Genomic DNA, 728 nt, shown 5'->3' with positions numbered 1-728 from the left:
GACGGGGTGTGTGACCCGGAGTACTGGGTGCGTCATGTGCGCGAGGCGGTGCGTTTCGCCGACGGCATCACGCATCTCTCCGAGCAGGGCGTGACCAGCTGCCTGGAGCTGGGCCCGGACGGTGTGCTGTCCGGGATGGGCGCCGACACTGTGCCGGAGATGGCGTTCGCCCCGGTCCTGCGCAAGGACCGCGACGAGGCCGCCTCGCTCATGGAGGCCCTGGCGCAGGTGTATGTCCGGGGTCATGCGGTGGACTGGGCTGCTCTCCTCGCCCCGTCCCGTCCCCGGCTGGTGGAACTGCCCACCTACGCCTTCCAGAAGGAGCGGTACTGGGTCCAGCCTGCGCAGCCCGCGACCCACACCTCACTCGAATCCGAGGGCTGGCGTTATCGGGTGGCGTGGTCGCCGGTGACGGTGGGTTCTGGTGTGTTGTCGGGTGCTTGGCTGGTGGTGGTGCCGGCCGGTCTTGCCGGTGACGCGTGGGTGGGTGAGTGTGTTGCGGGTCTGGCGCGGTGTGGTGCGCGGCCTGTGATGCTGGAGCTTGCTGCCGGGGAGTCCGGTCGTGAGGTGGTGGCCGGGCGTCTGGGGTCGGTGTCGGCTGGTGAGCCTGGCGGGTTTGCTGGTGTGGTGTCGTTGCTGGGGCTGGCGTCGGGCCGGGACAAGGTGTTCGGTTCGGTTCCGGTGTCGGTGGCGTTGACGCTGGGTCTGGTGCAGGCGCTGGGTGATGT

General features: G+C 69.5%; 1 protein-coding gene. It reads left to right on the top strand.

Annotation, left to right across the window (positions count from 1 at the left end; all coding sequences use genetic code 11):
• Window positions 1-36: 36 nt before the first annotated feature.
• Window positions 37-728, top strand: a 692-nt coding sequence (locus JHAT_RS33525) for a hypothetical protein (RefSeq protein WP_216353464.1), incomplete at its 3' end; no start/stop codon positions are given.

The sequence above is a fragment of the Streptomyces sp. JHA26 genome (genome assembly GCF_002005565.1).
GTDB lineage: Bacteria > Actinomycetota > Actinomycetes > Streptomycetales > Streptomycetaceae > Streptomyces.
The sequence above is the reverse complement of the archived record's forward strand: the minus strand, read 5'-3'. Positions and strand labels throughout refer to the sequence as shown.